The 22,209-nt window shown below is 57.6% G+C and carries 23 protein-coding genes and 1 pseudogene; 12 read left to right on the top strand and 12 right to left on the bottom strand.

The window, feature by feature from the left end:
* Positions 1–45 precede the first annotated feature (45 nt).
* Entirely contained in the window at positions 46–1,596 is a 1,551-nt protein-coding gene (locus tag QDY28_RS15835; RefSeq protein ID WP_331382630.1) for an aminoacyl--tRNA ligase-related protein, read from the top strand.
* A 205-nt stretch (positions 1,597–1,801) separates the two neighbouring features.
* The gene (locus tag QDY28_RS15830) at positions 1,802–2,038 is read left to right on the top strand and encodes a hypothetical protein (protein ID WP_331382629.1); all 237 of its coding nucleotides are present in this window, start codon (positions 1,802–1,804) and stop codon (positions 2,036–2,038) included.
* 166 nt (positions 2,039–2,204) lie between these two features.
* Here the strand turns inward: QDY28_RS15830 and QDY28_RS15825 are convergent, their stop codons facing one another.
* On the bottom strand, positions 2,205–2,771 hold the full coding sequence (locus tag QDY28_RS15825; protein WP_331382628.1) for a nucleoside 2-deoxyribosyltransferase: 567 nt from the start codon (positions 2,769–2,771) through the stop codon (positions 2,205–2,207).
* Between the two features lie 215 nt (positions 2,772–2,986).
* The gene (locus QDY28_RS15820; RefSeq protein WP_331382627.1) at positions 2,987–3,901 is read right to left on the bottom strand and encodes a LysR family transcriptional regulator; all 915 of its coding nucleotides are present in this window, start codon (positions 3,899–3,901) and stop codon (positions 2,987–2,989) included.
* 95 nt (positions 3,902–3,996) lie between these two features.
* On the opposite strand from QDY28_RS15820, the gene QDY28_RS15815 reads away from it, so the two are divergent.
* From QDY28_RS15815 to QDY28_RS15795, 5 genes are all read left to right on the top strand, one after another.
* Positions 3,997–4,983, top strand: a complete 987-nt coding sequence (locus QDY28_RS15815; protein ID WP_331382626.1) for a quinone oxidoreductase family protein — start codon at positions 3,997–3,999, stop codon at positions 4,981–4,983.
* Between the two features lie 183 nt (positions 4,984–5,166).
* Positions 5,167–6,327, top strand: a complete 1,161-nt coding sequence (locus QDY28_RS15810; RefSeq protein ID WP_331382625.1) for an alpha/beta fold hydrolase — start codon at positions 5,167–5,169, stop codon at positions 6,325–6,327.
* Positions 6,328–6,381: 54 nt separating this feature from the next.
* The gene (locus tag QDY28_RS15805) at positions 6,382–7,233 is read left to right on the top strand and encodes a class I SAM-dependent methyltransferase (RefSeq protein ID WP_331382624.1); all 852 of its coding nucleotides are present in this window, start codon (positions 6,382–6,384) and stop codon (positions 7,231–7,233) included.
* A 73-nt stretch (positions 7,234–7,306) separates the two neighbouring features.
* The gene (locus QDY28_RS15800; protein ID WP_331382623.1) at positions 7,307–7,564 is read left to right on the top strand and encodes a hypothetical protein; all 258 of its coding nucleotides are present in this window, start codon (positions 7,307–7,309) and stop codon (positions 7,562–7,564) included.
* 432 nt (positions 7,565–7,996) lie between these two features.
* Entirely contained in the window at positions 7,997–8,623 is a 627-nt protein-coding gene (locus QDY28_RS15795; RefSeq protein WP_331382622.1) for a hypothetical protein, read from the top strand.
* A gap of 214 nt (positions 8,624–8,837) precedes the next feature.
* On the opposite strand, the gene QDY28_RS15790 is transcribed toward QDY28_RS15795, so the two are convergent.
* The 3 genes from QDY28_RS15790 to QDY28_RS15780 are packed head-to-tail and all read right to left on the bottom strand — an operon-like array spanning position 8,838 to position 10,759.
* On the bottom strand, positions 8,838–9,737 hold the full coding sequence (locus tag QDY28_RS15790) for a universal stress protein (protein ID WP_331382621.1): 900 nt from the start codon (positions 9,735–9,737) through the stop codon (positions 8,838–8,840).
* Positions 9,738–9,771: 34 nt separating this feature from the next.
* Positions 9,772–10,236, bottom strand: a complete 465-nt coding sequence (gene rnk / locus QDY28_RS15785) for a nucleoside diphosphate kinase regulator (RefSeq protein WP_331382620.1) — start codon at positions 10,234–10,236, stop codon at positions 9,772–9,774.
* Positions 10,237–10,255: 19 nt separating this feature from the next.
* A complete protein-coding gene (locus QDY28_RS15780; RefSeq protein ID WP_331382619.1) occupies positions 10,256–10,759 on the bottom strand; it encodes a PTS sugar transporter subunit IIA in 504 nt (167 codons plus the stop codon).
* 509 nt (positions 10,760–11,268) lie between these two features.
* On the opposite strand from QDY28_RS15780, the gene QDY28_RS15775 reads away from it, so the two are divergent.
* From QDY28_RS15775 to QDY28_RS15760, 4 genes and pseudogenes are all read left to right on the top strand, one after another.
* The gene (locus QDY28_RS15775) at positions 11,269–11,847 is read left to right on the top strand and encodes an SMP-30/gluconolactonase/LRE family protein (protein WP_331382677.1); all 579 of its coding nucleotides are present in this window, start codon (positions 11,269–11,271) and stop codon (positions 11,845–11,847) included.
* Positions 11,848–11,957: 110 nt separating this feature from the next.
* Positions 11,958–12,428, top strand: a pseudogene (locus QDY28_RS15770) (VOC family protein).
* A gap of 72 nt (positions 12,429–12,500) precedes the next feature.
* Positions 12,501–13,490, top strand: a complete 990-nt coding sequence (locus QDY28_RS15765; protein WP_331382618.1) for an AraC family transcriptional regulator — start codon at positions 12,501–12,503, stop codon at positions 13,488–13,490.
* 59 nt (positions 13,491–13,549) lie between these two features.
* The gene (locus QDY28_RS15760) at positions 13,550–14,758 is read left to right on the top strand and encodes an MFS transporter (protein WP_331382617.1); all 1,209 of its coding nucleotides are present in this window, start codon (positions 13,550–13,552) and stop codon (positions 14,756–14,758) included.
* A gap of 668 nt (positions 14,759–15,426) precedes the next feature.
* On the opposite strand, the gene QDY28_RS15750 is transcribed toward QDY28_RS15760, so the two are convergent.
* Entirely contained in the window at positions 15,427–16,386 is a 960-nt protein-coding gene (locus QDY28_RS15750; RefSeq protein ID WP_331382616.1) for a LysR family transcriptional regulator, read from the bottom strand.
* Between the two features lie 108 nt (positions 16,387–16,494).
* On the opposite strand from QDY28_RS15750, the gene QDY28_RS15745 reads away from it, so the two are divergent.
* Positions 16,495–16,944: a cupin domain-containing protein gene (locus tag QDY28_RS15745; RefSeq protein WP_331382615.1), complete on the top strand. Its 450-nt coding sequence runs from the start codon at positions 16,495–16,497 to the stop codon at positions 16,942–16,944.
* A gap of 274 nt (positions 16,945–17,218) precedes the next feature.
* On the opposite strand, the gene virB11 is transcribed toward QDY28_RS15745, so the two are convergent.
* From virB11 to QDY28_RS15720, 6 genes are read right to left on the bottom strand one after another with little or no spacing between them, the layout of a single operon-like run.
* Positions 17,219–18,226, bottom strand: a complete 1,008-nt coding sequence (gene virB11, locus QDY28_RS15740) for a P-type DNA transfer ATPase VirB11 (protein WP_331382614.1) — start codon at positions 18,224–18,226, stop codon at positions 17,219–17,221.
* A gap of 15 nt (positions 18,227–18,241) precedes the next feature.
* Positions 18,242–19,414: a type IV secretion system protein VirB10 gene (gene virB10 / locus QDY28_RS15735; RefSeq protein ID WP_331382613.1), complete on the bottom strand. Its 1,173-nt coding sequence runs from the start codon at positions 19,412–19,414 to the stop codon at positions 18,242–18,244.
* 9 nt (positions 19,415–19,423) lie between these two features.
* Positions 19,424–20,284: a P-type conjugative transfer protein VirB9 gene (virB9, locus tag QDY28_RS15730; RefSeq protein WP_331382612.1), complete on the bottom strand. Its 861-nt coding sequence runs from the start codon at positions 20,282–20,284 to the stop codon at positions 19,424–19,426.
* Positions 20,281–20,952 (bottom strand): virB8 family protein, encoded by a 672-nt coding sequence (locus QDY28_RS15725; protein WP_331382611.1) that lies wholly within the window; start codon positions 20,950–20,952, stop codon positions 20,281–20,283. Before QDY28_RS15725 ends, virB9 begins: the two co-directional genes overlap by 4 nt.
* A complete protein-coding gene (locus tag QDY28_RS31010; protein WP_442967534.1) occupies positions 20,952–21,236 on the bottom strand; it encodes a hypothetical protein in 285 nt (94 codons plus the stop codon). The genes QDY28_RS15725 and QDY28_RS31010 overlap by 1 nt, the downstream gene beginning before the upstream one ends.
* Positions 21,237–21,279: 43 nt before the next feature.
* Complete coding sequence (locus QDY28_RS15720) at positions 21,280–22,209, bottom strand: type IV secretion system protein (RefSeq protein ID WP_331382610.1); 930 nt, start codon at positions 22,207–22,209, stop codon at positions 21,280–21,282.

Below are 22,209 nucleotides of genomic sequence, written 5' to 3'. Positions count from 1 at the left end.
GTGCGATGTTGTCACCCATCGCAATCCAATTTGGATTTTGACCGAATGCAGAAGTTCGCCCTTAAAATAGCCCGCGCCCAAAACTTCCCCGAATGGTATCAGTCGGTCGTTCGCGATGCCGACATGGCCGAACTTTCCCCGGTGCGGGGCTGCATGGTCATTAAGCCATGGGGCTACGGTATTTGGGAGCTTTTGCAGCGTCAGCTTGATGACTGTATCAAGGCCCTTGGATTTGACAACTGCTACTTCCCTCTGTTCATCCCCATGAGCTTTATTGCCAAGGAGGCGGAACACGTCGAAGGGTTCGCCAAGGAAATGGCGGTGGTCACGCACCACAGGCTTAGAAACATTGATGGCAAGCTAGAGCTTGATCCTGACGCCAAACTCGAAGACCCGCTGATTGTTCGGCCGACGTCTGAGACAATCATCGGCGAATCCTTCCAGAGATGGATTCAGAGCTATCGCGACCTCCCGCTGTGCATCAACCAATGGGCAAATGTTGTCCGTTGGGAAATGAGAACGCGCCTGTTTCTCCGGACGGCCGAATTCCTTTGGCAGGAAGGTCATTCCGCACATGCCGATGAAGCGGAGGCGCGGGAAAGCACCCGCGATGCGCTGGAGTTGTATCGCGACTTTGCCGAAAGGGTCCTTGCGGTTCCTGTGGTCGCAGGCGAAAAACCGGAGCACGAACGTTTCCCGGGAGCCGATAACACATATTCGATCGAAGCGATGATGCAGGACGGCAAGGCGCTTCAAGCTGGCACCGCTCATTATCTAGGAACCCATTTCGCTACGGCGCAAAACATCAAGTTCCAGAACAAGGATGGCGGCAACAGCTATTGTCATACATCAAGTTGGGGGCTCTCAACGAGGATTATTGGCGGCATCATTATGACCCATGGTGATGATGACGGCCTTCGTTGTCCCCCGGCAGTTGCCCCCCGTCAGGTGGTCATCGTGCCGATTCTTCGCGATAAGCCGGAAGACGCGGCGGTTCTCGCGTTCTGTGACGAGATTCTGCGTGGCCTTCGGTCGCAATCGTGTTTCGGCATGTCCGTCCGCGCGTTTGTAGACAAAAAGCTCACCAAAAGCTCCGACAAGCGTTGGAACTGGGTCAAACGCGGCGCACCGATTATTTGCGAAATCGGACCTCGCGATGCTGCTGGTCAGGTCGTGAGCTTCATGCGCCGGGACAAGCTTCGCGACGGTGGCGCGATGGCATCCGAAACCGTCTCGTTGGCCGAGTTCATCGATACCGTGCCGTCACTTCTCGTTGATATCCAGCAGGCTCTTTTCGAGGAGGCAAAAACGCGGCTTCACGCCAATATCCGAACCGATATCGACAGCTTCGAGGCACTAAAGTCCTATTTTGGAGAAGCATCCGACGATGGCGACGATTCCAGCGATGCGAAAGGATGGTTGCGATGCTCATGGTCCAAGCCTACCGGCGATGACCTCGCAAAAATAGTCGACCTCCTCAAAACGTTGAAACTCACAATCCGCAACGCTCCACTCGACCAACCCACATCGTTCAAGCGATGCCTGTTCACCGGACAAGCTGGGGTAGAGGAGATAATTGTCGCTCGGGCGTATTAGTCCAACGCCAGAATCTCCTGTTCTTGTCGTCTCAGCTGTGGAGGGGGTGCAACCGCCGACAGGGTGTCGATCTAGACCGTTCAGCACTCGCCGATTGGGTCTCGGTTGATCGAACGGTCGGAAAGCGCCGGGTGCTCGACAATCACCGACCAGCCACTGGATGGCTACAATCGTGGGTCTTCCTCACTTTGTGTAGTGGTGTGTTTTGCATTTTCTCGAGGACTATGTACGCAGCGGCAAGCAGGACTTTTTGAACCGGGAAATCCGCCGCGATCGGCGCTTGCAACTGCCGGACTTCAAGGACAATCTGGAAACTCGGCTCATTCTGCTGCGCCGACGGCTTGAGGAAAAGGCCGGGCCGATCGTCCTCCAACGGGTTGACCGCGGTCGCCTACGGCTGACGCTCGCCGGTCGTCCAGATATCGAGGTGATCGAGGCCTAGGCTTTTTCGGTCGAGCCTCGGAGGGCCACGATCGCGGGGTATTGTTCTGGACGCTGTCCTGTGACGTGGCCACCTAATTTAATGCCATAACTCACCGGAACAGCCGCATTCTCACGATCTGCCAAGCGGCAATGGCGGCCCGTTGTTCGGCTCGGATCGTTACACCTCAAATTCGTGTCGCCAAGTACTTGAGGCAATCTTCAAAACCCGTCAGGTCCGTGTAGAGTGCGTCGAACGCCGCCCTATGAATCGCGATATGACCTGCTCGGCGTGCCACCCCGCCATGCAGCATCAAGTTGTCGATCATCTCGAAATCCTCAAGAGCCGTGCCATCCGGGCCGCGTTTGCGGCCGGTCTCGTCTGGTGCAATCTGGCCATCATAATAGCTGGCAACGCGCGCGAAATGGTTGTCGGTAATATTTGTGTAGGCTGCCACGAGTTTGCCCTGCGCGCATATGTAACCGAGCTCGAAGGCGGTGCCGGTGTCGGCGGCCATTCCGCGAAACGGTGTCAGATTGGCGATCACGCCGTCGGCGCTATTCATCATACTTTCGTCGACGGCGCTGATCTTCAGCCCGAACTCGTGTCGGGTCGGCGCTGGCTCAATGAAAATGTCGCCAGGGCAGATTGGTTCGAAATCATAAGAACGAGTGAGCGCGGCTTTGGCATCTAAGATCTCGCGGGCGTTTCGGAGGAAGACTTCGGGGCCGGCAAGGTAGAGCTTGAGAGGCATGTTGAATCCCTGAATTGACTGGTCCTGCTCTTTTAATCGAAGTTTTAAAATTTCACTCTGAAATGTGAATGCACGACGTATTAACGAATATGGCAGTCGCCTGGGCAGGAGAGACCTAGGATAGCACTACCTCGAAGGCAATCGAGAGCTTGGGGTGCTTTAATTGCACGTGCATCTTGCGCCTCGTTGTACGTACTGGTGTTGGGCTGTCTGCTTCAAGATTGCCCAGCGCCGGCAAACCAACCCAGCTGGCCTTTCAACTGCGAAGCGAGCGCGTCCCTTACGACAGCAACGCGCTGTGTGAGGGCCACATCGGGTCGAACGAGAAAAGTCTCGACGGAGAAAGCCGGTTGTTCGGGCATCACCTGCATCAGTGACCCGTCATCGAAATGCGAAGCTAACAGCCAATCCGGCAACCACGTTATGCCGACACCATCGAGAGCAGCGTCCCGCAGGGCTTCAATGTCATCGGACATGAAACCCGTCGGGGGATCAAGCTGGACGAGGCCTTCATCGGTGGGGAAAAGCCATTGACGGGGGCGTCCATCGCGGCAGTAACGTACCGTTCGATGATCTCGCAGATCATCCAGAGAGGCAGGAAGCCCAAACGTCTTGGCGTAAGCCGGCGCGGCAGCTAACACCAATGGCCGTCTGGCAAGCACGCGTGCAATCATGCTCTCTCCACCGACAAGCGGTCCGTTGCGGATCGCGAGATCCAGGCCCGATCTCACCATGTCCTCCGGCTGATCCGAGAGCCTGAGCTCTAGTCTTAGCTTCGGATATTGTAGCGACACGTGGCGAATGATCGGAGCCACAAAGCGTCGACCTATTCCTAAAGGCGCCGAGATCCTGACATGGCCCTCCGGATCTGATCCTCGTTTGGCCAATTCCTCCAATTCGGTCATTTCCGCAAGGATTGCTGCAGCCCGTTGCGCAAGTTCTCGGCCTTCTTCAGTGAGGTTTTGTTGACGGGTCGTGCGCCGCAGCAGCGGTGTTCCAAACCACTCTTCCAGCGCACGCACATGATTGCCCACCATTGCGGGAGATAGCCCCAAATCTCGGGCGGCAGCGGCAAAGCTGCCGAGTTCGATTGTCCGAGAGAAGACCTTCAAGGCTTTAAGCTGATCCATTCAACACATATTCTAATCAATGATCCCACTGTTTCGACAATAATCATATCTGAGGAAATACGCCATCTATTAGCCGCACAACACAGGAGACAGTTATGAAAGCCATCCTTTTAGAATCTTTTGGAGGTTTGGACCGCTTACAACTGAGGGAAACCGCAGATCCTCAGCCCGGTGCTGGCCAAGTCAGCATCGACGTGGCGTTTGCCGGAGTGGGTTTTGTGGACACGCTGATCCGCGCCGGCAAGTTCGATTTCTTTCCGCTGCCGCTTACACCAGGCATTGAGGTCTCGGGCTATATTCGAGCTGTCGGTCCTGGCGTGACCCGCTTCACCACCGGACAACCAGTTGCGGCGTTGCTCACTGACTTTACAGGACCGGGCCTCGGTGGCTATGCAGAGATTGCGCTGGCGCAGGCGGCTCTGACCGTTCGCCTGCAGCCCGAAACGGATCTCGCCTTTGCCGCGGCCATAGCGGTCAATGGCGCCACGGCAGTGATGGCAGTTAAAGAGATGCCGCGGGGGGCAACAGTGGCGATTAGCGGAGCATCTGGTGGGCTGGGTCGCAGCTTGATTGCTTCCGCCCTAGCGGCAGGAGCCGCTCGCATCGTCGCAATTTCTGGCAAATCAGATATGGAAAAGGAACTTGGGCTGCTCGGTGCATCGGAAGTAACGTCACCAGCGCACTTCGCCGAGGCGGCACCGCATCTCGATTTCGCTTTTGATACAGTCGGTGGGGAGTTGCGGCTCATGATGCTGCGAGCCCTGAAGCCCCGCGGGCACTTGATGATACTCGGCAATGCCAGTGGTTCAGATACGAGCATCTCCGGCGATGACGTCTGGCTCAGGAACCTCTCCGTATCGGGGCTGTCGACCGGCGGACTGTCCCACCTCAAGCCTGAGCGAATTGCGGCAGCGGCAAAACGGGCGTTGGAGATTGTCCGCTCGGACGTCGCGAAGCCGACGATCCTACCACTCGCCCAGGCAGACGAGGCGCATCGTAGACTAGAAAGCGGCTCAGGCGGCAAGATCGTTCTAGCCGTTTGCCCCCATTCCGCTTCTGGAGAGCACGGAAGACCTCGCTGACCGCAGAAGGAGCACCGTAAGCTCAGCAGCCGTACGACGAAAATCGCGATGCTCGGCAACGCTCAGAATCACCTCGATCTCCTCCAGGACGTGAAGTTCTGCTTCATAGCCTATCAACATTATCGGCAATAGTCGCTCCCGGAAAGAGGACCTATCGTTTCCCTGCGAAATGGAGGGACATCGATGGCAAACCCGAGAGGACGAGAGGCTGGAAGCCCCCTACCCGACAGCGGCGGAGCAAGCCTATCAAGACGTACGGTGCTTTTGGGGGCGGGCGCTCTCGCCGCAGGTGCCGTCGTAGCCGAGCCGATCCGTGCACTGGCTGCAGGGCTCGCCAATCCCGACGGGCCAAAATCCTGGGCTGACCCGAAGGTGCCAGAACTGACGCACCACGTCGTCGAGACTAATGGCATAGGAATGCATTTGGTCGAGCAGGGATCGGGGCCGTTGGTCATCCTTCTCCACGGCTTTCCGGAGTGTTGGTATTCGTGGCGGCATCAGCTGACGATGCTGGCCGAGGCAGGATTTCGCGCTGTGGCACCGGATCTCCGCGGCTATGGCCAAAGCGACTGTCTGCAGGATGGAGGGAAATACACTATCCTTGATTACATTGGCGACGTGGTTGGCCTCGTCGATACCTCGCATGTCGAGCAGGCCGTGATCGCCGGTCATGATTTCGGGGCCACGATTGCATGGCAGGCGGCGTTGATGCGCCCGGATAGGTTCCGCGCCGTCATCGGCCTCAGTGCTCCGTTCAGGCCGCGGGGGTTCGGCACTTCGGTTTTGCCAACCACAGTAATGCCGCAGAACGACAAGGCAGTTTACTACCAGCTCTATCTCGCCACCCCGGAAGCCGAAATCGGTATGGAACAGAATAGGCGGCAGACGCTGCGCTCCCTCTTCTTCCATATGTCCGGCGAGGGGTTGCGGGCCGCTGACCCGGCGGCCGCCGATCTGGAGCCTGGAATGATCCAGCGAAGGGGTGCGGTTCTGGCGGATGACCCACCTTTGCCGGGCTGGATCACGACTGCCGAACTGGATGTATACGTCGAAGAATTCACCCGCAGCGGCTTCCATGGCCCTCTGAGCTGGTATCGTAACATCGATCGCAGCTGGGAGCTTTTAGGAGTGACACAAGGTGCCGCGGTGACCATTCCCGCTCTCTATATGGCAGGCGACCGCGATTTCGTTGTCGCCGCCAATCGTGAATTTATCCCGCAGCAAGCCAAGCTCGTACCGAAGCTCCACCGCCCATTGATACTCCCCGGTTGCGGCCATTGGACCCAACAGGAGCGCGCAACTGACGTCGGCGCTGCCATGATCGACTTCCTGCAAAAGCTCTAGACGCGAACGCAAGTGCGCCGTCGGATTTCCAGGCCTCCAGAAAAGGAAAGCACAATGACCAACGAACTCGATGCAGTACGCGCCCACTATCGCGCCGCTGGTCTGACCGAACGGCTGAAGGCTGCACTCTCCAGCTTCGGCTCGGAGGACAAAATCCTCCATGCCAGTGAGCTTGCCCCACTCGACCACTTTCACACGCGTGGCATGGCAGCAACCGTTGAGCTTGCTGCTCTCGCCGGAATTACCGCTCGGATGTCCGTACTCGATGTTGGGGCCGGCGTTGGTGGACCCGCTCGCTTCCTCGCGGCGACCTATGGCTGCTCTGTAAAAGGCATCGACCTCAGCGAACCCTTTATCCAGGCAGCCCGCTATTTGACCCAGCGTACCGGTCAGCAGGATCAGGTCGGCTTTCAAGTGGGAAGCGCTCTTGAGCTACCTTTTGAGGATGCCACATTCGACGCGGTGTTTCTTCAGCATGTGGCCATGAATATCGGCGCCCGCGATCGGCTTTACGCTGAAATCCGGCGTGTCCTGAGGGCCGGCGGCAGGTTTGCGACCTATGATGTCGTCCTGTGTGAAGGCGAGCCGACTTATCCCCTACCGTGGGCGTCCACATCCTCAACAAGTTTTCTCCTCTCGATCCCGCAGACGCAAAAGGCGATCGAAGAGGCGGGGTTCAGAGCATCTCTGGTTCGCGACGACACCGAGGCGGCCAAGGAATGGGCGAGCCAGCTCCGCTCGACCGGTCCATCGCCGGCGCTCAATCTCGGGCTCGTCATGGGGCCGGACTTTGCAAAAGCTGCCGCCAATCTAGGGCGCAACCTTCTCGATGGCCGGCTTGGCATCCTGAGCGCCGTATTTAAAGCAACCACAGCCGGTATCCGCTACGAAGGAGAATTCGCATGACCGCCGCCGCCATATTTCAGCTCCACCTCGTCCTTGGGTATTTGCCCTGGCTGCTAATCATGGGCATCTATAGATGGCCGCGCTTGAGATCGATTGGTCGAACAGACGCACATCGTGCCACTGCCGCCCTGCACAGCTTCCGATTTATTGGGCTATCTTCCTGATTCCCGATGTTGTCGGGCCGAACCTGCCACAGGAATTTACCGAATTTTCCGCACTCGGCGACTTTGCCACCGGTGTTTCAGCTATGCTCTCCATGGCCGCAGTGAGCTTCCACCCCATGTTTTGGGTGTTGGTCATTTTATTTAACGGGTGGGCGTCGTCGACATAGTCGTTGACTATGCACACGGTTTCCAGTTGGGCTTGCCTATAGCGCGGCGATCTGGGAGGAACTTCCACGTTGATCGTCGCGCGGCACTTGCCGCCGGGCGAGCTCGGATCAGCCTACGAAATCATAATCCTCTATGTGCCCTTGCTGCTGATAACGCACATCACGGGCTTTGTGCTGTTGCTGCCTATTGGACGATTAGGCGAAGTTTCGCTAGCGGATCAACCCGGAACAAGCCTGTGAGCGCGAGGAGGAGGGCGAGACTGCGAAGCGTGTGCAATGAAGGAGGACTAAATGCTAGGAATAGGTTCGCGAGCTCCTCGACGCATCGCCCTTGTGAAGACAGGGGGCATTGTGCTGTTCCTCACGATGGCCCCGCTGATCAGTATAGCATTGGCGCTCCCAGCCTTGGCCGCGGAGATGTGTCCGAATTGCATGGGATTCCGCAACGCCGGAGACCATGTCTTTTTAGAGCGCGACATGCCGACTGCTCAGGCGCAGGAGGCGATTGAGGCCATCGGCTTTGCTCGAGATCGTGTTCGGAATTTTTATCCAGATATGGTCGGCAGACCGGACATCTTCGTTTGCGGAGATGACGACTGTTATCGCCGGATCGGCGGAGGTGGTTCTAGAGGTATGGCGTTGCTGAACATTGCTCTGTTCCTAGCACCGCGTGGCACCACCGTAACAATTGCCGCCCATGAATTGTCCCACATCGAGCTGCATAGTCGCATCGGCATCGTCAAGACCTACCGGCGTGCGGTGCCGCAATGGTTCGATGAGGGGCTCGCGGTCGTCGTCTCCGATGACAGCCGCTATTTGAAGCCCGCATCAGCTGAGGATCGTTGCCTTGCTCCGCCCGATGGCTCGATGACGACGACACGCGAAGCTTGGATCGAGTCCGCGCAGTCCGCTGACCTGTATGCCAAAGCAGCATGTCGCGTCAGCCGATGGATATCAGGCAATGGCGGTTCATACGGAGTAACCGCTCTTATAAGCGCGGTGGCGAGCGGGACCTCCTTCGACGATGCATTTGATCACGACAATCGGGTGTCGAATTAAGAGAGTAGGACTTTCCGACGCCGAATGGCTCTGGCACAGGCGGCAGCGAGGTTGCCCTGCAGCCGATGCAAGAAGATGCGGCAGCTGGCTGCTGCCGGCAATTGCCTTCGTGTTCGGCGCCGCGAAATTCTCGATTAAGCGACACTTGTTTGCTGAATCATCCGACGTCGCAGAATAGGCAATTCCCCCTGCCCACGGCGTCAAGGGCAGGAGATCATTGGAGGCTGCTTGGTACAATCAGCACGTCGCTTTGAATCTCATTCACAATTCGAGATGCCACACTGCCCAGGAGCAGATTCATCACGCCCGTGCGGCTATGGGTCCCGGCAATGACAAGATCTACATCAGCCTCGTCCACCAGCGGGCGGAGAGCATCCACCACGTCGCCACATCTCACGCTGATATCGAACCTGTCCTGCGCCATCGCGCCAGCGGCTTTCGTGACGAACCTGGCGCATTCGTCGAGGGCCGACTGTTCGAATTTGCGTGCATAACTCGCCTTGTCCTCCGCCCACATTCGATAGGGCGGATCGAACGCGTGGAATAGTCGGTGTTGGGTATCAGGAAACCAGTTTAGAGCAAGCTGCATTGCTGGCCCGGACGAAGCGGTCAGGTCAGTCGTCAGTAGCGCCCGCGCCCGGGTCTCGAAGACCTTCTTCTTGACCACAAGTACGGGAACACCAGACGACCGCGCCAATGCAGTAAGAGTGCTTCCGATCGACAGCTCACCCGATAGCATGCTTCTTGTGTGGCCGGCGACGATGAGATCGGCCCGCTCTCTCGCCGCCCGCTTCCGGATCACTGTTGCTGGTGTTCCGATATCGACATGAACGCACGAGCGAAGGCCCTCGATCACTACCAACTCTTCACGCAACCGCCGTGCGTTTCGACACGCAGCAGCCTTGTAGGCGGCGTGAGCTGAGGGGTCTGCGCTCAAGCTGACATCGTCGACCGCATGCACGACTGTGAGCCCGGCATCCCATTCGGTTGCAAGCTGCACTGCCCGATGCTGCGCACGATCACATCGCGCCGTGAAGTCAGTTGCGAGCAGAATACGACTTGGTGGTCGATGGACGATGCCCTCGCTCGCTATTTCCACTGACGGGTTCAACATGTTTTGTTCCGATAATCTAAGACGGATTCGCACGTTAGCGATGATCGTTCTGTCCTTTGTGCAAGAACGCGTCGCGTCCCGGGGACGCCTTCGCTTCCGCCCGATGCTTAACCGCCAGCACCGTCAGCTTGTGCTTGCTGTTATCTCGCGCGATCCAGCCCATTGTCTGACCCGTAGACAAGCCGAGAAGGGCAGTCCCGATGGGGGTCAGAACGGATATCTTTCCCTCGGAAATATCGGCGTCTTTTGGAAACACCAGCGTTACTAGTCGGTGAGCCCCCGTGTCAGTTTCATACTCCACCGTCGATCCCATTCGCACCACTCTGCCTGGCACTGAGCTGTCGGAAACCACGCGTGCGCGTTCGAGCTCAAGGAGAAGACCATCGGAACTCTCGGGAAGGCTGTTGGCCGCGGCGAGCGCAAGGTTGTTCAATCGCCGATAATCCGTATCGCCAATCACGATTGAAGGCTTTCGTGGGGTCTGGCTGTCTTTTTTCATTTTCGTGTCCTCCAATGGTTCACCTTACCGCCATGTTTCGAGCGGCATTGGTTCCGGATATTTCGTTGATCCGCCAGGTATCGCTCTGCACGATAGCCATCACCTCGTCAGGGAACCGGGCCAGGCGCAGTTGTTCCCGGATTAACGGCACCCGCACCAACCGAAATAGTTGCGAAAGACCCGGCAGGAATGTGCGAGCCTCAGAGCTCGGCCAAAGCAAGGTAAAGACGAGATCGACTGGATCGAGGTCAGGGCTGTTGAAATCTATCCTAGGAGCTAATCGCGTAAACCAGATCACTGGCGAGGAGATCGAGCGCAGCAGCGCGTGTGGGACGGCGACGCCACGGCCAATGGCGGTTGAGCCGCGCCTCTCTCGCCTCCAAATGCCGCGAAGAATTACCCGATCATCAAGCCCGGTTCCGCGACCGATTTTTACAGCGATCTTGGAAAGCGCCGAGCGCCTGCACTTTGTCGCAAGGTCAAGGGTAATATTTTCTGACGTCAGGTTTCTGAAGATCATCATGGTCGCCTCTAAGCCGAATGCGCGCGAGCACGACCGCAGTGCATTCGCACTCCATCCTCGTCTCGCATTTTGTTGAAAAGAGCGGCTGACCCCGGACGCGACGCAAGTGGCGTTCGCGTCCGGGTTAGAGGCCTGCTTTGAGGCGTTGGGGCTCTCGTCGTGTCACCACAATACTCATGATAACTTAGACATGGGGACTGAATTCTTCGAATCAAGCTCGCGCTCACCCGCGGTAGATCTGCGCCGGGAACGTAGGCGTCGTTTTGGCGGATTATTTGGCGGTTTCTAGCGGCGGGGTGCTTCTCTTCGCCGCCGCCCATCGCATTGAAGTCTATAGCATTGCGGCGAGCCTGAGCCTGAGCAGCAGCGGAAGAGCGCTCCACAACGTCAAAGCGTCGGTCCACCGCCCGTAGTCCCACGCTCGGAGAAAATTTCTTTCTTAACTTGTCGGCGTGATCGGAAGCCCAGAGAACGACCTCTTCGTTGTCCAGTCCGGTTCGTCATCACTCATGTGTTTCGACGGCGAGGCCTTGAAGGAATTCGCCACGCTGGGGCCGGGCGCATGGAACGAAATCGTCATCGACGCTGCAGGCAGGATTTATGTCAATGGGCCGGCGATTATGCTGATCCTGCCGGATGGCAGCGTTGAGAAGCAGGCGGAGGGATTTCAATTTCCGAACGGCATGGCGCTATCTGCCGATGGCCGCATCCTGGTCTGCGCGGAAAGCTGGGCCAAGCAGTTGACTGCTTTCGGTGTGGCAGATGACGGCCGGCTCTCGAATCGGCGGATCTGGGCAGAGATTCCCGGGCCGCCAGACGGCATATGTTTCGACAGCCAGGAAGCCATCTGGTATGCGGACGTCCCCAATGCCTGCTGTCGCCGAGTACGAGAAGGCGGCGAGTTGCTTGACGAGGTCAAGGTAGATCGGGGGGCTTTTTCCTGCATGCTCGGTGGCGATGATCGCTCGACCCTCTTCATCACCACCGCGCAATGGTTCGGCATGGACAGAATGAGTGAGATGGCCGGCACCGGCCAAATCGTTTCCGTCGACGTCAGCGTTACCGGAGCAGGCTGGCCATTCAATTGAACGTCGCATCGCGCAGATCCCCCTGATGTCGGATCGGCCGCCGCTGGCGCGTCATACTTTTGTGAGGTCGGTCACTCGACCTGAAGGACAATCACCAGGAGGACGACGCGATGTCTAAGAACAAGATTTGTCTCTGGTACAATAAGGACGCCTAGGAAGCGGCGCGCTTCTATGCGGACACCTTCCAGCAAAGTCGGAGCCATCATCCGGGACACCGGGAAATTATCCCAGTGGAGAAGAGGGACACGCCTTGATCGTCGAGTTCACGGTTGCCGGTGTTTCTTGCATCGGTTTGAACCGGGGTCCCACGCTCAAGCACAGCGAAGCCTTTTCGTTCCAGATCAGCACCGAGGATCAGGAAGAAACTGATCGTGGTTGGAAAGCAATTGTCGGCAATGGCGGTCAGGAAGCGAGTGCGGCTGCTGCAAGGATAAGTGGGGTCTATCCTGGCAGATCACGCCTCGTACCCTCGTAGACCGCTTGCCGCAGGCGGTGAAGAAGCCAAGCGCGCCTTCGACGCAATGATGACCATGAAGAAAATTAATGTGGTGGTGATCGATGCAGCACGTCGAGGGAAATAGCGCGCCATGATCTCCGAGCCGTCGTCAGGTATCCCGCTTGAATCCCGGACGGTTAAAACCTAAATTTGCTCCATGGTTGACCATTCGTCTCGACCAAAGTCGCCGTCAACTATTCCAATGGATGCACTAAGCGAAGTCCTGCAAGACTTCCGCTTGAGTGGAGTCAACTATGGGCGCTGCGAACTCAGACATCCGTGGAGCATCGCCTTCCCGCAACAACAGCTGCTTCGTTTTCACTTCGTCAGCCAGGGTCCGTGCTGGATCCATACCGAGGCAGAAGGATGGCAGGAGTTGAACGATGGCGATCTGGTGCTTCTGCCGCAAGGCATCGCGCATCGATTGGCGAGCGCGCCAGAGGTTGAGGGCGATTCGCTTAAGAGCTGTCAAATCACGAGGCTGGGGAGCAACGTCTGCGAAGTGGTGCGGGAAGGAACGGGTGCCACCAGCACCCTCTTCTGCGGCTCCATGGCATTGAGCGCGCATGCGCTTAACCCCCTTATCGCTCTGATGCCATCAATCATCAAGGGCTGCGATGTGGCCGGCAATGACCCGATCGTTGGCCCCCTACTGACCGCTATGTCGGCGGAGGCCACACAGCCGCAGATGGGGAGCGCGACCGTCTTATCGCGCATGGCGGACTTGCTCGCAGCACGACTAATCCGCTGCTGGGTCAACTGCAGCGGAGCCGCGCCCACCGGTTGGCTCGCCGCCATCCGCGATCCTCACATCGGTCGTGCGTTGGCAGCCATACATCGAAACCCCGGTTATAACTGGACCCTCGAACGCCTCGCAGGTGTGGCAGGCCAGTCGCGCTCGATCTTCGCCGAGCGCTTCAGCGCTATACTTGGAGAAGGCGCAGCACATTATCTCGCCCGTCTACGCATGCAGCTTGCCAGGGAGTGGTTGGGCCAAGGCGGCCTGTCGGTTGCCGAGGTTGCTTCCCGGTTGGGCTATGAGTCTGAGGCATCCTTCGCGCGAGCCTTCAAGCGCGTCACAAATGTCTCACCCGGGCTTGTGCGTCGCACAAGTTCCGGACGAATAGACATGGATTTCGGATTTTAAGACACAGATCATCCCAGCACGTTCGTCTATGAAGTGTCCCAACCTAAGGAGAGACACCTATGACGGACACAACATCACAGTTCGACGAAGCCACAATTGGCCTGGAGAACGCTGAACCATCCGGATGGAGTGCGGCGACCTGGTGGGCCGTGCTTTCGATGGCAGCCACCAGTTTTGCGTTGGTATCGGCTGAGTTCCTGCCGGCGGGCCTTTTGACGCCAATGGCGCGCGATCTCGGAATTACCGAGGGAATAGCTGGACAGGTTGTCACCGCTACCGCGTCCGTGGGCGCCGTGACGGCTCTTTTGAGCAATGTTCTCATCGGCAAACTGAACCGCAAGACGGTTCTGGTCGGCCTCAGCGCATTGGCGATCGGCTCCAATACTCTTGCATCCTTAGCGACGGATTTTTGGCTACTCCTGTTGGGCCGCGCGGGGTTGGGCATCGCGCTTAGCGGTTTCTGGGCGCTTTCTGTGGCCGTGGTAGCGAGGCTTGTCGGCGCCAATGCGACGGGTCGGGGCATGGCTATCGTCACTCTCGGCGTCTCACTTGCCACCATAGCTGCGCCATCGATGGGCGCTTTGATCAGTGACTGGCTGGGATGGCGCGTCGCCATGGCGATGACGGCGGGGCTTGCCGTGCTGGCCATGGTGCTGCAGGTACTTAGCTTGCCGACACTGCCTGCAACTACAAGCAACAGTCTTGCTGACGTTTTCCGGCTGACACGGCGGCGCGGCGTTCAACTGGGGATGCTTGCGATCCTTTTGCTGATGACGGGGCATTTTGCCGGCTCGGTCTATGTACGGCCCTTCCTCGAACACGTGACGCTCCTTGAAACCCGATCGATTGCGCTCGCGCTGCTTGGATTTGGCATCGCCTCGGTGATCGGCAATGTCGCCGGTGGCCGAATGGCCGATGCCAGTATCCGCCTGGCACTCACTGTGACCGCCGCTCTGATGGCATTTGCCGCGCTCGCCCTGGTGCTTGGAGGCACTCATACGGGCGTTGCGTTCGCCCTCGTTACACTTTGGGGCTTCTCTTTCGGCATGGCGCCGGTGGTGCTGCCGACCAATCTGTCCCGCGGAGCACCCGACGCCTTGGAGGCGGCGGGCAGCCTGATGGTCGTCTCTTTTCAGGTCGCCATCAGTATCGGCGCGGTTTTCGGCGGCTATATCGTTGATCACTATGGCGCTGTTGGCCCCTTGACCGTCACCGCCGTCCTGGCTGTCTCGACAGTCGCTTTGGGACTACTGCAGCCTCGCAGCTGATCGTTGCTCCGGCTTCGAAGCGAGGCGCAATCGGAGCTAAGATGCCGTAAACCGCTGCGCATCAGTGCAGCGCGAGTAGGCTGCGAATTGCAGTATGGAAAGGCCGTTGCTGCGCCTCTCGATGGGAGATCTCCGGCAGTTGCCGGCGACCTCGAATGCGTCAGTCTATAGTACATCCTTGCCTTCTGTCTTGAGGCGCGCGAGGGCCTCCGTCATCTGCTCTCGTTGGTCAGCCAAGTGAGGCTGCCAGAGCCTACCTTCACTGACGACCCGAAGTGGTTGGCGGGAGCGTTATGACTGCGTGGGGTTGCCGGGGAATTTCATGCCGGTCAGGTTAGAAGGGGCGGTCGGCTTAATAAGAAAGATTCGTCCCCGTCCCCACGGAAGAACTGTCCGCGTGCTTCTTGCGATACTTCACGTCGCCTGTCATAGACGCCCCGTGTAGCTGGAAAAAATTCTTTGCAAGATCCACTCCGATCATCGTACCCTTCATTCGCTGCTCTCTATTCTGTGTCCTACACCACATCACCTTGGCACATTGCCATGCCGATAGGGCAGGATGGCAACCACCCCATCTGCCAAACGAGAGCGGGATTTTACACTCACCTCAGCGTTGCTATGTGATGAAGCCTGAGGATTTTTGGTGCTGATTGGCGATGGAAAACACATCAGCTCGTTTGGTTTGGCAGCGGTTGCTCGCCGACATTTAGCGGCAACAATATCTCGGCGATGAGGTTGCGGATCCAGCGATGAGCGGGGTTCCCGGTCGAGCGTTTGTGCCACACGCCAACGATGAGCGCCGGCGGAAGCGGCATGGGCGGCGTATAAAGGGCGAGCCCGAAAAGATCCGCCAGCCGCTCCGCCATTTGGCGCGGGACGAGTGCAATATAATCACTCTCGCTCACGGCTCGGCAAACACCGAAGAAAACCGGAACCGTCATGACCACCTTCCGGGAGCGTCCGATCTTGGCCAGTGCCGCATCACCCATAGCTTTTGTTTTTCCTTCGGGCGAGAAGACGATATGTCCGAGATCGCAGAACAGATCAATCGGCAAGGTTTCGCCAAGCTTTATTCCGGCCGCTTCGATGGCGCGGTTTCCTCTGCGGGCGATAGTGGTGAAGGACGATCGGAATAGCGGCCGTCGGTCGATCCAGTCTGGGAATTCTGCATCGGGAATGAGAGCCATGTCGGCTTCATACCGCTCAAGGGAGTCGATGTAGCTGTTTGGGACGAGGTCTACCAATTGCACCCGAATACCCGGTGCACGTTCGTGAATCTCTCGCGCCAGCCGTGGCATTAGCATCTCGGCGAAAAAATCGCTGCCTGCTAGCTTGAGCGTGATGCTAGCGCTCCTCGGATGGAATGAGGCGCCACTCAAAATTGCCTCCATTCTGTCGAGCGTCTCGCGAATAGGCACTGCCAGACCTCTCGCATAATCCGTCGGGCGCAAGCCTTGGCCGTGCCGCACGAACAACTGATCGTCGAGCGCATAACGCAGTCTTGAAAGTGCGCCGGAAACCGCCGACTGCGACATTCCGAGTCTTTCGCCGGCCTTTACAGTCGACCCTTCCCGCAATAACGCGTCGAGCACGCGCACAAGATTGAGATCAAAGGTCGCGAAATTCATTTCACCGATAGCTTCTATATCATCAAACGATTTTTATAATAATGGTGCAGATGCTAAGAACTGCAAGACGAAAGCGCTTTCGTTTCATTCTGACCGCAGGAGGAAACGATGATTGACCTACTTGAATGCGCCGATACGATTGAGTGGCTCGGAGTTTATTACCGAACTATTCTTGCAAGCGCAGCAACTGGCGGGGCGATGTCCATCGTCGACAGCCTCTCGCCCGGCGGCAGCGGGCCGCCACGACACATCCATGAAAGAGAGGAGGAGACCTTCGTCCTTCTTTCCGGCTCCTGCGAATTTTGGATAGAGGGTGAGACATTTACCAAGAAGCCGGGCGAGACCGTCTTCGTGCCGCGCGGAACGGAGCATACCTTCAGGGTTGTTGGCGAAAAACCTTCGCGGCATTTGGTCATCCTGACGCCGGGCGGCTTCGAAGGCTTTTTCGCGGATATGGCTGCAGGCCAGTTCCAAATCCCGCAGGACATGGACCAGATCGCGAAATCTGCCGGTAGGTACAGCCTCCGCTTCACTGGACCGCCGCTCGGTGTGGCATAGTCACTATGGCGCCTCAACCGCCTCCTGGAATTTCAGTCCAAAATGTAATAGCGCGCGTCGATACCGCGCAAGGCCCGACCCGATGCCACGATTTGAATGTCCGACCTGACATGGGAACAATCTCGCCCTGAAGCGCAAAAATATCCCGATGGGCCCATACATGGGCTCCGAGTTCAAAGGCTGCTGAGATCGACGGACTTATGCTGAAGCTTCGAGAGGCGACCAAAACGAATGAGGATATGCGCCGGCGTTGCACCGTTCCCGGCGTTGGCCTTCAATCACACTGCCGCGAAGCTTTTGGCAAGTAGATATCGCTCACTCGAAACTGTCCATTGATCCGTTTACACTGAATAATAATATCGACGGCGATCTTGAGCAGACGGCGAATATCACCACGCTCAAGATCGTGTCCACCTTCAGATTCCTTGACGAGCAACGTGAGCTGTTCGAATGCCAATGTCGCGGAATCTGCGTGCACTGTCGTGATCGATCCCGGATGCCCGGAGTTGACATTTCGGATGTAGTAAAAGGCAGAACCATCCCGCAACTCCTGCAGAAGGATGCGATCAGGCCGCATCCGCAGAGAGCATTCCAGCAAATCCTTCACGCCAACTTTCGCCAGTCCCTGACCACCCTTCGAATAGAGCAGCCGAACGTGATTGCGCTGGGGGATAACAAGCTCTGGCGTATCCTCGATTGAGATGACTCGCTCATGCTCCGGAATATGCCGAATCAAAGCCTTCGATAGCGTCGTCTTACCCGAACCCGTCGCGCCCGAGATAATGATGTTTTTACGGGCCAACACGGCCTCGCGCAGAAACTCCGCATAGTTCCCAGCGTCATGGAGTTCGACAAGCCTCATATTCGAGGCTTCGGCATGGTTGTTCTTGGAGGCGAGCCCCGAAAACAACCCGCCACGATCGAGATCTGTCAGCGTCAATGTCACTGATGAGGGCTTTCTCAGCGTGATACTCACCGTGCCGCCCAGCGTTGCGGGTGGAATCACGATCTGAATCCGCTCTTCGTCAGGAAGTGTGGCCGAAAGCAGTGGCCGCGCCTGGTCGATTGCTTGGTTGGAATAACTTGCCACGGCGCGCGCAAGGCGCATTAGCTTTTCGAAAGTGAGGCTTGGCACGTCGAAGCTTCGCCAGCCTCCTGCTCCCTCGGTCAATACCTCCCCTGGGCGATTGACGACGATCTCGTAAAGTGCGGTGTCCTTGAGGAAATGTGACAAGGGCGACAGCAACTCGCGGACAACACCGACATGGGAAACGTCCCCCAACTTTTGTCGCTTTCCCTACTTTGTTATCAATGTGGAGCGAGGGGCAAAATCCGCCAATGCTGCCCGATCTAGAATGCGGCTGTGCGGTTCGATGACGCGCAGACTATACACGCCGGAAAAATCGAGATCGCGGGCAACAAAGAGCGACACGAGTTCGCCCTGATTTTTCAGGAGCGTCGGCGGAATATTGATTGACTGCTCGACTGCGATGCCTGCCGCTTGCTGGCCAGCAGTTCCGGTATTTTGTGCCTGAACATCACTGTCCTGCAGTTGGCTGCCGGCGTAAGTCGTGGCATCGCCGACGATGGACAGGAGAATTGCACTACCGAAGCGCTCCCACCAATGCGTGTCGACATAGCCATCAATGCCACCACGGCCGAGTGCGTCGGTCGCAGGTGACGCAAACGTAATGATAACGCCCTTCGGCGTTTTCGCCCGGTTCCACAGGACGAAAAGGCGCTTCTGACCGCGGTTGAGACCGCCACGAAATTCTCCGACGACTTGCGTACCCTTTTCCATGAGCACCACACGACCGTTATCCGAGAGCACATCACGGTTGACAATACAGCTTGCAAAGCCCGGCTGGTCGGAGGCAAGTGCAGTTTCAAGCACACAAGGGATCGACGTCCCCATCGCCACCACGAAGTCGCGGTTGCCGAGCGTGCCGGCCCGCGATCCTTCCAGATGCGTCGGCGTCAGCATCCTGTCGAAGCGTTGGCCCTCGTTTTCCGCTTGCCCATTGACCCCACCAGGATTTGCCGAGAAAGGAAGATAGTTGGAGTCGGGGTCAGCAGGGGGTGCCCTGTCACGCTGCTGCACTGAAGTTGTTTGGGGCGTATTATAAGCCATTACGGGCGCGCGGCGGGCCGCGTCGAACAAGGGATCCTCCGCAGAATTCGCCGGGTCCTTGGCCAAAGGTGTCGGCAGTTGCACTTCCGGAAGAGGTGTTACGGCCTTAGGCTCCTCCTTGGCTGGCTCGAAATCCGAGGTCTGGCGAATGACGACACGCTCCGGCTGGCTGACATCCGCCTTTTGCCGGCCCTGCAAGGACCATAGCGAAAATCCCACAAAGGCAACCATTGCCAGAACGACGGCGCCGCGTCTTAAAAGTGCATTGCCGTTACCCGCACGGCCTGCCTCTGTTTCAGCACGTTCTCCCGGGATGAGGTCTTCTGTGTCGTCGGTCATCGCGACCTCCTATTCCTGAGCGTTTGCCGTCTGCGCTTTTATTACACGCTCGACCGAGGGCGATGTCGTATTGGTGTCTGGATTTATGCCGACAGGATCGTAAGCCTCGTTGAAGACGCAAAGCACGTCTCCTCCCCGCCGCAGGATGAACTTGCGAGCGATCGCATGGACGAGCACCAGATCCCCATCCACCGACTTCGGAACCAGACTCTCCGACCCATCGGAATTTTCCATGTAAATTGCCGGCATTTCCTGATTGCCGCGGAAGGCGAAGGTCGTAATCTTGCCGTTGTCATAAACCGTCTGGGGCTCGAGAGGGGCGGTCCCTTGCGCCGAATAGCGCCAGTTTCGTGGTCCGTATTGCTCATGCAGCGCCAACACCTTGTCGGCCGCGCTCGCCTGTGCCGCCTGGGTTTGCGCGGCCGCCTGCGCCCGACGGCGTTCCGCCTCGTCGCCAGGATAGCGATACTTGATGTAGAAATAAGTGTCTTGGCCGGCGGCAACCGGACCATCCCGAGCGGTCAGCTCCATTTGGTAGCTGCGAGTGGAACCGTCCCGCCGGGTGGTGACGACTGAGATGTTTGTCAGTGGCTGGTTTTCCCGCGGTTTTAAGAAGAGAATATTGCCCGCGGGGGCCACCTCCCAGGCGACGGTATTTCCAAGCGCCACATGGGCGATTTCTTCATCGGCGGCAAACTCAATTTGGACAGACGAGCGTAGCGAGCCCACAACCCTCGTGATGTTATAGGGCTGATAGTCGACGAAGCGGATGCGATTGTCCTGGGGCGCGCCGCGGGGTGTCTCAAGCGCGAGAGCCGGTGGGGACCAAATGGCGGCGACAATCAGAGCTATTGCGCAGTGATGCTTCAATTGACGGCCTCCGGATCGGATCGATACTCGCTGACGACGAAACCGAGCGGGTTGACCAGTCGATCAGTCGAGGACATCGAAGCGTTGCTATAAGAGAAAGTGAGCGTCGCCACCCAATGGGTGGTGTGGACCTCGTCGCCGCGGGTGATTGCGCGCATATAGCGAACCGAAGCTACATTGCTATTGATCAGCGAAATCGAAACGATGTTGACGCGCGACGTGGCGCCGTGGCCATAGATGTTTTGAGGGGAATCTGGATTGCTACCACGATAAAGGGCCCCGAACCTGGTCTGCTCCGAAGCGGTCGACAGCAGCGAAACCGTGCGGAAATTCTCTTCCGCCTCGCTCCACACATATCCCTCACGGGCACGCACATAGCGGGAGGCAAAATATTTGGTCACCGCTTCATCATAATTCCCGACCGTTGACGTGAGCCCTGAAACGACATCAACAATGCCGGTTGAATTGTCGACCCTCACAACGAAAGGTTCCACTGTCTTTAGAGGTGTCAGGCCGGCGACAGCAAAGATCGACGCTGCCTCCAGGGCGCTCGCGACGATCGCGACGAACCATGCAATACGCGCGGAGCGCTCCAGCTGGATCATGCGGTCCTGGTCGAAGCGCCGAGCCTTATCGAAATAGCTCTTGAGATCGTCCGTGGTGACCATCAGCTCTGCCTCGCACAAGGACGATAAGAATCGCTCACATGGAAACGTGCGAAAGCAGCAGGAACGTTATTCTCCTCCTCCTCGACATAAGACGGCGGCGTGCCCGCGGGCGCCGTCTCGGAACCGGTTCTTTGCTGCGAAAACTTCTTATCGTCATCCCATTGCCACATCGCGCGATTGAGTGGCCGGCGCGCATAACCATCGCATTTCGGCAGAGAATGAGAATGGGAGGCGCAAGCACTCAAAACTAATGCTATGCCTAGAAGCACAAGTATTCGGTGCATACTCAACTCAGCCATATATTTCATGTTTGCGACTCCAGGATTGTCAGCTTCTGTTTGGGAGAAAGCGGCGGCCAACGGTGCGCATGCTGCGGCCCGCCGCACGCGCCGTTTGGGTCGCGCCCCAGGAAAGGGTGCTTTCATGGGCATCGCGCGCAGCTCCATAACCGTAAGTGAGCGATGCCCCACCGGCCGCAAGAGCGGAAGCAATGCCGGGGAGCTGATAGAAGACGTAGAGAGCGGCAAGGCAGATGGCGCCGAGCGCGACGGGGCGCATCAGCACATCGCTATATGTTTCAATGACATCGAAGGTGGAATCAATGCAGGTAATGAGCAACGAGCCTATGGCAACGACGAGCACCTGTAGGATTACGAAATTGGCGAGCTGTCCGATCCAAGCCTCAGTGAAACGCTGGGTCGCCCGAAACATCGCCAGCGCAATGAAGATCGGTCCGATGGCAAGCACGATCGCCAGCGCCAGTCGTGCGTAGAGCGAAACGATGTAACCGATCGCAGCTACCACGAAACTCGACACGATAACGAGCATGCCTTCAATACCGGTCACTATATCGACGGGCCATGAGGCACGAGCCCAGATTTCCTTTGCGCATTTCTGGCCCTTGTCGAGCAGGCTGTCGAAGGTGGAGGCGCTGGGTATCGTGCCCGAGTTCAGCGCCTGCGAGATTTCCTTCGGAAGCGCATCAAAGAAGATGTTGGTCACATAGGTTTGATACTCGCCGGCGTTTTTCACCAGCATCAGGATGATGGCGAGCTTCATTGCCCGAAACGCAAAATCCATGATTGGTTCGTGGATTGATCCGCGCAGGATGAGGAAACCATAAAGAAGAACGTAAAGCGTCAATGCCGCTGTGAGCGGACCAGTCACCCAACTGGCGATATTCGAGGTCCCCGAGGAGATGAAGGTCTCGAGTGGCGTCTTGAACTGTCCGTCGACGAAGGCAAAGACCTGATACAT

It is taken from the genome of Rhizobium sp. BR 362, assembly GCF_036528765.1.
GTDB lineage: Bacteria > Pseudomonadota > Alphaproteobacteria > Rhizobiales > Rhizobiaceae > Rhizobium.
The sequence above is the reverse complement of the archived record's forward strand: the minus strand, read 5'-3'. Positions and strand labels throughout refer to the sequence as shown.

Excerpts from the sequence above, each read along its gene's own strand:
- QDY28_RS15720 (WP_331382610.1), bottom strand. The coding sequence starts at position 22,209 with ATGTATCAGGTCTTTGCCTTCGTCGACGGACAGTTCAAGACGCCACTC.
- QDY28_RS15790 (WP_331382621.1), bottom strand. The coding sequence starts at position 9,737 with ATGTTGAACCCGTCAGTGGAAATAGCGAGCGAGGGCATCGTCCATCGA.
- rnk (WP_331382620.1), bottom strand. The coding sequence starts at position 10,236 with ATGAAAAAAGACAGCCAGACCCCACGAAAGCCTTCAATCGTGATTGGC.
- QDY28_RS15825 (WP_331382628.1), bottom strand. The coding sequence starts at position 2,771 with ATGCCTCTCAAGCTCTACCTTGCCGGCCCCGAAGTCTTCCTCCGAAAC.
- QDY28_RS15780 (WP_331382619.1), bottom strand. The coding sequence starts at position 10,759 with ATGATGATCTTCAGAAACCTGACGTCAGAAAATATTACCCTTGACCTT.
- QDY28_RS31010 (WP_442967534.1), bottom strand. The coding sequence starts at position 21,236 with ATGCACCGAATACTTGTGCTTCTAGGCATAGCATTAGTTTTGAGTGCT.
- virB10 (WP_331382613.1), bottom strand. The coding sequence starts at position 19,414 with ATGACCGACGACACAGAAGACCTCATCCCGGGAGAACGTGCTGAAACA.
- QDY28_RS15805 (WP_331382624.1), top strand. The coding sequence starts at position 6,382 with ATGACCAACGAACTCGATGCAGTACGCGCCCACTATCGCGCCGCTGGT.
- QDY28_RS15745 (WP_331382615.1), top strand. The coding sequence starts at position 16,495 with ATGATTGACCTACTTGAATGCGCCGATACGATTGAGTGGCTCGGAGTT.
- QDY28_RS15765 (WP_331382618.1), top strand. The coding sequence starts at position 12,501 with ATGGTTGACCATTCGTCTCGACCAAAGTCGCCGTCAACTATTCCAATG.
- QDY28_RS15810 (WP_331382625.1), top strand. The coding sequence starts at position 5,167 with ATGGCAAACCCGAGAGGACGAGAGGCTGGAAGCCCCCTACCCGACAGC.
- QDY28_RS15800 (WP_331382623.1), top strand. The coding sequence starts at position 7,307 with ATGGCCGCGCTTGAGATCGATTGGTCGAACAGACGCACATCGTGCCAC.
- QDY28_RS15750 (WP_331382616.1), bottom strand. The coding sequence starts at position 16,386 with ATGAATTTCGCGACCTTTGATCTCAATCTTGTGCGCGTGCTCGACGCG.
- QDY28_RS15775 (WP_331382677.1), top strand. The coding sequence starts at position 11,269 with ATGTGTTTCGACGGCGAGGCCTTGAAGGAATTCGCCACGCTGGGGCCG.
- QDY28_RS15820 (WP_331382627.1), bottom strand. The coding sequence starts at position 3,901 with ATGGATCAGCTTAAAGCCTTGAAGGTCTTCTCTCGGACAATCGAACTC.
- QDY28_RS15815 (WP_331382626.1), top strand. The coding sequence starts at position 3,997 with ATGAAAGCCATCCTTTTAGAATCTTTTGGAGGTTTGGACCGCTTACAA.
- QDY28_RS15835 (WP_331382630.1), top strand. The coding sequence starts at position 46 with ATGCAGAAGTTCGCCCTTAAAATAGCCCGCGCCCAAAACTTCCCCGAA.
- QDY28_RS15795 (WP_331382622.1), top strand. The coding sequence starts at position 7,997 with ATGGGATTCCGCAACGCCGGAGACCATGTCTTTTTAGAGCGCGACATG.
- QDY28_RS15725 (WP_331382611.1), bottom strand. The coding sequence starts at position 20,952 with ATGGTCACCACGGACGATCTCAAGAGCTATTTCGATAAGGCTCGGCGC.
- QDY28_RS15760 (WP_331382617.1), top strand. The coding sequence starts at position 13,550 with ATGACGGACACAACATCACAGTTCGACGAAGCCACAATTGGCCTGGAG.